The sequence below is a fragment of the Brevibacillus laterosporus genome (genome assembly GCF_030489605.1).
GTDB lineage: Bacteria > Bacillota > Bacilli > Brevibacillales > Brevibacillaceae > Brevibacillus_B > Brevibacillus_B laterosporus_E.
In genome coordinates this window covers 42,480-49,243 of sequence record NZ_JAUKFY010000028.1, presented here as the reverse complement: position 1 = coordinate 49,243, position 6,764 = coordinate 42,480, and the positions used below count along the sequence as shown (strand labels likewise).

Genomic DNA, 6,764 nt, shown 5'->3' with positions numbered 1-6,764 from the left:
TTTGATATACTTGGTGTCGTATACAATTATACCATGTCTCAAGATCGAGCTTCATAGTATAAAAATTTAGACCCGCTAGGGTCTATTTGTCATGCACACTTTTATCATGTATGGGTTAGCCCGATAAAAAATAACTACTATCCATCTATAGTGGACCATAGTGGATTCTTAAGTTGATGGCGATGGGGTACCGCCAGCAAAACGCGGATTTACAACGCTAAGGATCTGTGACCATAAAAATAGCCGGTTTTCACCACGTTAAGCGGTGAACCGGCTTTTCTTATAGTTCAAAATCGTCGTCGTCCTTCTGATCGATCAAACCTTCTTCCTCGTACTGCTCAAGTCTTCCGGAAGCCAATGAATGTTTTATAAACGTCCCCACCTTCTCTATGTTGCGTTTCTCGCCATCATGAAATGGATAGTTCCAGCTCAATGACATTCCAATTCCATCCAAGATGGTCAGGTAATATTTCTCCGAAATATTCCAGTCCTCTTCAACCATCTGTTTAAAGTCTAACGTACTTAGCAAGTGCTTTATTGCTGCAAGCATCAAATCTACAATTTCCAGGAAATGTCGTTTCTGGATTATTTTGTGGAATTGTAAATAGAATTGCCGATTTAAGAAGATTTCTCTCATTAGCCCATTTTTTTACCTGCTCCATTATTTCAATATTGGCAGGACCATATTGACCAACTCGTCGCATATAGCAATACGATAGTTTGGGAGTGTTTCGACTTTAAATTTCATAGATTCTTTCTTCCTTTCTTCATTTGTATTTATTTGGTACATTTCGAATGCTATCATAATATAAAATTAGAATCATTCTAATTTTTAAAATTTATTGTTCAGAAAATCACAAGTAACAGGTTAAGTTTCGAAAATAATTTAGGAATTAGAACTGTAAGAGATTTGATGCTTTCTTTGAGCGACATTGTACTGAGTCCTTCAGGAGCCATTTGATCGTTTTTCTCATGGATATTTTAAGTAGCAAGGATTTTGTATTCTCTTTTTAGAGTGGGTCGTAAAGAAATAATTATTAAATCAAATGTTACTTGAAACATGGTTACAATGCGATAATGATCTTACAAAATAATGTATGCGGAACAGACAGAAGATGGATAGAAAAGCATAGTAATCTATAAATCTAATGAAATAATTCCTCTAGCGATGTCTATTTTAAAGGATTTATGAATTAATGGCATCACATTCCTATTTTCTATTTCCAAGAGACGTTCATTGGAACTCCTATTTGTGTGAAGAACGCTTGTCTGCACTTCATCCGTTCTTTGTTGGTCAGAATACATGGTATATACGGCTTTTGATGCGTTCTCCATACTCATTTTATTTCTCAAAAAATCCTGCATCGTTCGTAACGCTATCAGATCACGCTCACGGTAGGCACGCCTGTCATGTTCATCGCGAAGGATGCTGTAACCCTCCGCCTCTAAACGTAATGACCATTTTCGTAAAGCACTTACTGATATATCTAATAATTCAGCTACGTCATTTGCCCAATAAGTCCGTTCAAAGCCATTATCCATATCGTTCTCACCTTGCTGTACTAGCCTCTAGCGAGAATGAATAAATCCTTTTTATAATCTTACCAGCAGATTAATTAAACCTACTGGTAAGTGCCTATTGGCAGAAGTAAGAAGGCTCACGCTTTATATACTATGTCACATTTTTTTGTTCGTTTTTTTCTAAGAAAACAGTACCTTGCAGCTGACGGATTTCTGATTTTTTTCTTTAAAAAACCGAATAATTTTTTGACCTGGTTTATTAGCCAACATCTTAAAACCGAACATAGTAGAAAAACAGAGCTAGAGCGAGATCCGGACTCAACTTTTACAAGTTCTTTAGACTTAAAAACATTATCAAACAAAAATTAGGGATATTTGGTATTATTTTTAATATTCAATCTAAAAGGAGAGATAATTATATGTCTAATATTGCATTGATAACATTAAGAATTATACTTTACGGAACTATGATTTATTTAATATGTTCATTTCAAGTAATATGATAGCAAATGGACTCGGTTTATTAGTTGCTGGATTTATTTTAGAACCTATATTCAAAAAAATAATTTTTAAAAAAAATAAGTAGATGAATTTACGCTAGTAACCTCCTTACCTAACCTATAATTAGAAGTTAGAAGTAAATCTATTACGGATGTAAAAGTGCCACAGACAATACGGGAACCCAAAGTTTTCTGTAAATTGTTTAATTATTGATTTTGTTACATAATTAGGGGAAATAACACGATTATTGGAGGTTAGTATATATGGGAGGAATTGGTCCAACTTATTTCCTTTTAGGCCTTGTAGTTCTAGTATTAGTGTTTCTAATAACAAGACTGATCTTAAAAAACAGAAATAAAAAATAGGTATCCTAAGGAGTGATTCAATAAGAATTGCCTTATTATCGCTACTGGAGGTACCGCCAACAAAAAGCGCAAAACATACGCTATTACATATTTCGGAAATTAAAAACCGATTTTTCCTACGCTAAGGAAGAATCGGTTTTACTATTTATTCAATAAGAGGTCGTAATGAATGTAAACTAGTTACCTTTTTCAAATCAAAATTGTACTCCCCAAGAAAATTAATGTGTTCCCATCCCAGTGGTGAAATGTGATGTAATAACTCTTCTTTGAAATCCTTGCTAGTTCTTACACGTTTAACTGCTTCGGTAAGATAAACGGTATTCCATACGCTGATCGCATTAATGATGATGCTCAGTGCGCTTGCACGTTGAAGTTGGTCCTGTAAACCTCTTTCACGGAGCTCGCCTCTTTTTCCAAAGAATAAGGCTCGTGCAAGGCCGTTCATCGCTTCACCTTTATTTAATCCTCTTTGAATGCGACGACGTAAAGCTTCATTCGAAATATAATCCAAAATAAAGATAGTCTTTTCAATTTTCCCTATTTCACTTAGAGCTGCAGCAAGTTTATTTTGCCTTGCATAGGAACCTAATTTTCCCATAATCAAGGAACCCGACACTTTTCCTTCTCGGATGGAATGGGTCAATCGTAAAACATCATCAAAGTTCTCTGAAATTATTTTAGCGTTAATTCTACCACGTAGGAGACCTTCAATTCTTGGAAAATCACAAGATCTCTCAATGGTATATAATTTTGAATCTGCTAAATCTCGTAGTCTTGGCGCAAAACGGAACCCTAACAAATGACTAAGCCCAAATACTTGATCCGTATAGCCAGCAGTATCCGTATAATGTTCTTCTATATGGAGATCCGATTCATGATGAAGAAGCCCATCGATGACATGAACAGCATCTCTAGCATTTGTATTGATGACTTTTGTATAAAAGGAGGAAAATTGGTCACTAGTAAATCGATAAATAGTAGCTCCTTTACCTGTACCATAATGCGGATTTGAACACGCATGCCATCAGAGGAAGAGGTACTTCCATCTCCCCAGTGAGAAACTAAAGAAAGCTTATGATGAAAATTGACCAAAGTAGCCTGAGCTCGGTTCATAGCGTCTTCGTATAAACGCCATTGGGCTGCGTGCGCCATTTGGTGATACGTAATTCCAGGTGTTGCTTCTGACATTTTCGTTAGACCAATATTCGTTCCCATCGCCATAAGCGTAGCCATAAGAATGGCTTTTTCTTCTCCTTTAGGGCGGACGATTCGTGGAAGTGTGAAGTAGCATATCATCAAATCCATGTCCAGCTTGCTACTTCCATTAATAGCTCCGAAAGTTTAATTCTCGGTATCATATTGTATAGGGATAAACTAAAAGCACGTGCTTCTTCAGGAGTATCTTTTTCAAGGCGATCAACTCTGAGTTTTGCTTTATCGATATTTACACCTTCCAGATCCTCCAGGCTATCTTTAACCCATGCTAATCGTTTGGATAAGGCTTGACGTCTTTCCTCAACATATTCTTCCGCAGTTCCCTTCACAGCCAATCTAGTCCAAGATGATTGCGCTGCTATCCATTCTTCTTTAGAAAATAGGTACTCTTCAAAATCTTTATGGAGTCTACTACCGACTACTGATACATCTCCGGATCGAATTAGATTTTTTAATTCCGTTAGTGCTGCCATCTCATAATAACGCTTATTAATGGTACCTTCCTCATCATAAACATGTTTTTTCCATCGTTTAGGAACAAAATCTAGGGGAGCACCATCTGGGATTTTTCTTTTGCCCGTTTCATTCATCTCTTGTATCAATTTCAAGGCTTGTAACAGTGGCTCTGATGCTTGCGTAGAGCGAAATTCTAACGACTTTAGAAGGGCAGGAGTATATTTCCGTAAATACGTGTATCGGTTTTCTAATAAATCAAGATAATCATAATCCATAGGACGAGCTAATTTCTTTGCTTCTTCTACCGATGCCACGATTTGATCCCAAGGCATTACTTTTTCTATCATTGTAAAGGGATCGAGCCCTTCTTCCCGTGCTCGAATAAGTGCAGCTCCAATGTCTGCAAAATGAATCACTTTTTCATTGACCGACTTCCCATTTTCTTTCTGCATTTCTTCTTGCGTTTTACGTCCTTTTGACTGTAGGATCATCATTTGTCGGTCATGAATCTCAATGGTTTGGTCAATTAAATCTTGGCTTAGCGTAAGTAAATAAGCAACCAGAATGGCGTATTTCTTATTGTCTTTGAATCGACGGAACGAATGGGGTTCATAACGTGCTCCGATTCGTGATAATTGAAGTAGACGATTGGGATGGACATTTTGTGTCAGTGTAGGAAGATCAAGGGTGCGAATAAATTCCAAACGTTCGATCACTTTTAAAAAAGCTTCAGGTGATGATTGGCCAGGAAGTTCTCTTAACCAAGCTAAAGGTGTTTTTTATTCTCTACTAATGGATCAATGAGTTTATCTAATTTTTGCTTCTGCCATAACAAGAGCGTACCGGTCAAAGATTTAAAGATTTTTTCTTCAGCACGTTTACGGGTTTCCCAGACAATCGCTCAAGAGTAGTGACTCCTGGAAGAATGATTTTGCGACTGCGTAGTTCCTCTTGAACGGTTCGGAGTAGATACATGGCATTTCCATTTTGAAGAGCATGCATCATCAAAATTGAGATGCCTTACGGTACTCATTCGCTGAAAAATTGCGGTAACCATACACTTGCCGGATCTCTTCTAAATGTTCATGCTTGGTCGGATCTCGTTGAGCATACAAAGAAAATGAGCTTGGATTAATCTGTAACTGTTTTGAAATGTAGGTAATGACGAACCGTGGAATAGGTTCAACATCAGTAAGAGACCATCCTGGGTAACGTAACACGCATAGTTGAACCGCAAATCCTAATCGATTATGATCTCTACGATGTCGCTTAATAATTTTAAGATCATCATCCGAAAACGTATAATACATCTCCAATTCTAGTTCGCTTAAGTCCAATGGAATCCGAACAAACTCTTCTCGCTGATCAACAGTGAGAAGTTCCTTTCCTCGTGATGGCATATGCTATCTATCCCTTCGTAAATTGTTATGACGGGGCAGTGCATAGTGGGTCCATGATAGTATCCGTACCAAGTGTTGGTTTAGAATAAAGTTTGATTAAAAATCACTCTAAATCCTTGATTTCACTGCATATAAAAAGCCATTGTTTTGAACAAAGATTGATCAAAACAATGGCTCTTTTCTACTTTTCAGAACTGTTTTTTATAAAAAAGTTTGATTAATTTAATACTCCTTATTCCACTAACGCACCTGTTTGTTCAATAAGGATTACTCATTTGAATTTTTATTGTTAACTTTCCAATCATCGTATTCTCCCCAAGCTATATATGCTATACCTATTAATAAAGCTAAAAGACTAAACGTGCTTAAAGTATTCCCAACATTACTTAACATTGCATCATATATCGAGTTATAAATGATCAGACTTTGTTTTAAATTATCAAACTTTGTTTTAAATTATCAAACTTTATTTTAAAATCATACCAAGGCTATTTTTCTAGATAACGATAAATAGTAGTTCGAGAAAGTCCCCACATGTCAGCAATATTCTTAATTGCAGTTCCCCCTGCCACTAAGGTTTTAAGCATTTCAATCTCCTTCTTTTCAAGTTTCTCTGGCCTACCGCCTAAACGACCTCTTGCTCTGGCTGCCGCACGACCAGCTGCAGAACGCTCCTGGATAAGATTTCGTTCAAATTCTGCAAATGCAGCGAATAGATGGAACATGAGCTGCCCAGTTGCACTAGCCTTGTCCATCGTAATGTTTTCTTGAAGACTGTGAAAGCTTATACCTCGCTCATTTAGATCATTTACGATTGTGATAAGATGTTGCATGTTTCTTCCTAATCGATCTAATCGCCACACGACAAGGGTATCAGAAGGGCGTACAAATCGAAGTGCATCTTCTAAACCTTGTCTTTTATCTTTTGCTCCACTTGCTTTATCCGTAAATATCTCTTCGCAACCGTATTCCTTGAGGGAATCAAGTTGCAAATCCAAATTTTGGACAGCTGTTGAAACTCTTGCATATCCTACTCTCATTTATCTCATCCTCGTATTTCGAATTGTCATTGATATACTGTAACATAACTTGATTAAATACATAATAACTGAACATAGATTTTGTAACAGAGTTATTGGACATTTTTGTGATGAAAAATCGAGAATCGGGAAGTTTTATTTCTCCTGTTCATAAAGGAGTGATTTTCTGAACAATAAATTTTAATAATTAGAATGATTCTAATTTTATATTATGATAGCATTCGAAATGTACCAAATAAATACAAATGAAGAAAGGAAGAAAGAAT

The 6,764-nt window shown here is 36.5% G+C and carries 3 protein-coding genes and 2 pseudogenes; all 5 read right to left on the bottom strand.

Annotation, left to right across the window (positions count from 1 at the left end; all coding sequences use genetic code 11):
• Positions 1–280: 280 nt before the first annotated feature.
• Positions 281–550 (bottom strand): hypothetical protein, encoded by a 270-nt coding sequence (locus QZ995_RS21190; RefSeq protein WP_301811454.1) that lies wholly within the window; start codon positions 548–550, stop codon positions 281–283.
• Positions 543–748 (bottom strand): annotated as a pseudogene (locus QZ995_RS21185) (GyrI-like domain-containing protein); the annotation flags it as partial. The pseudogene QZ995_RS21185 and the gene QZ995_RS21190, both read right to left, overlap by 8 nt.
• 389 nt (positions 749–1,137) lie before the next feature.
• Positions 1,138–1,542: a MerR family transcriptional regulator gene (locus QZ995_RS21180; RefSeq protein ID WP_301811452.1), complete on the bottom strand. Its 405-nt coding sequence runs from the start codon at positions 1,540–1,542 to the stop codon at positions 1,138–1,140.
• Between the two features lie 990 nt (positions 1,543–2,532).
• A pseudogene (locus tag QZ995_RS21175) lies at positions 2,533–5,458 on the bottom strand (Tn3 family transposase).
• Between the two features lie 488 nt (positions 5,459–5,946).
• On the bottom strand, positions 5,947–6,498 hold the full coding sequence (locus QZ995_RS21170; protein ID WP_301811449.1) for a recombinase family protein: 552 nt from the start codon (positions 6,496–6,498) through the stop codon (positions 5,947–5,949).
• Positions 6,499–6,764 lie beyond the last annotated feature (266 nt).

Coding starts and splice junctions, on each gene's coding strand:
- QZ995_RS21180 (WP_301811452.1), bottom strand. CDS start 1,542: ATGGATAATGGCTTTGAACGGACTTATTGGGCAAATGACGTAGCTGAA.
- QZ995_RS21190 (WP_301811454.1), bottom strand. CDS start 550: ATGCTTGCAGCAATAAAGCACTTGCTAAGTACGTTAGACTTTAAACAG.
- QZ995_RS21170 (WP_301811449.1), bottom strand. CDS start 6,498: ATGAGAGTAGGATATGCAAGAGTTTCAACAGCTGTCCAAAATTTGGAT.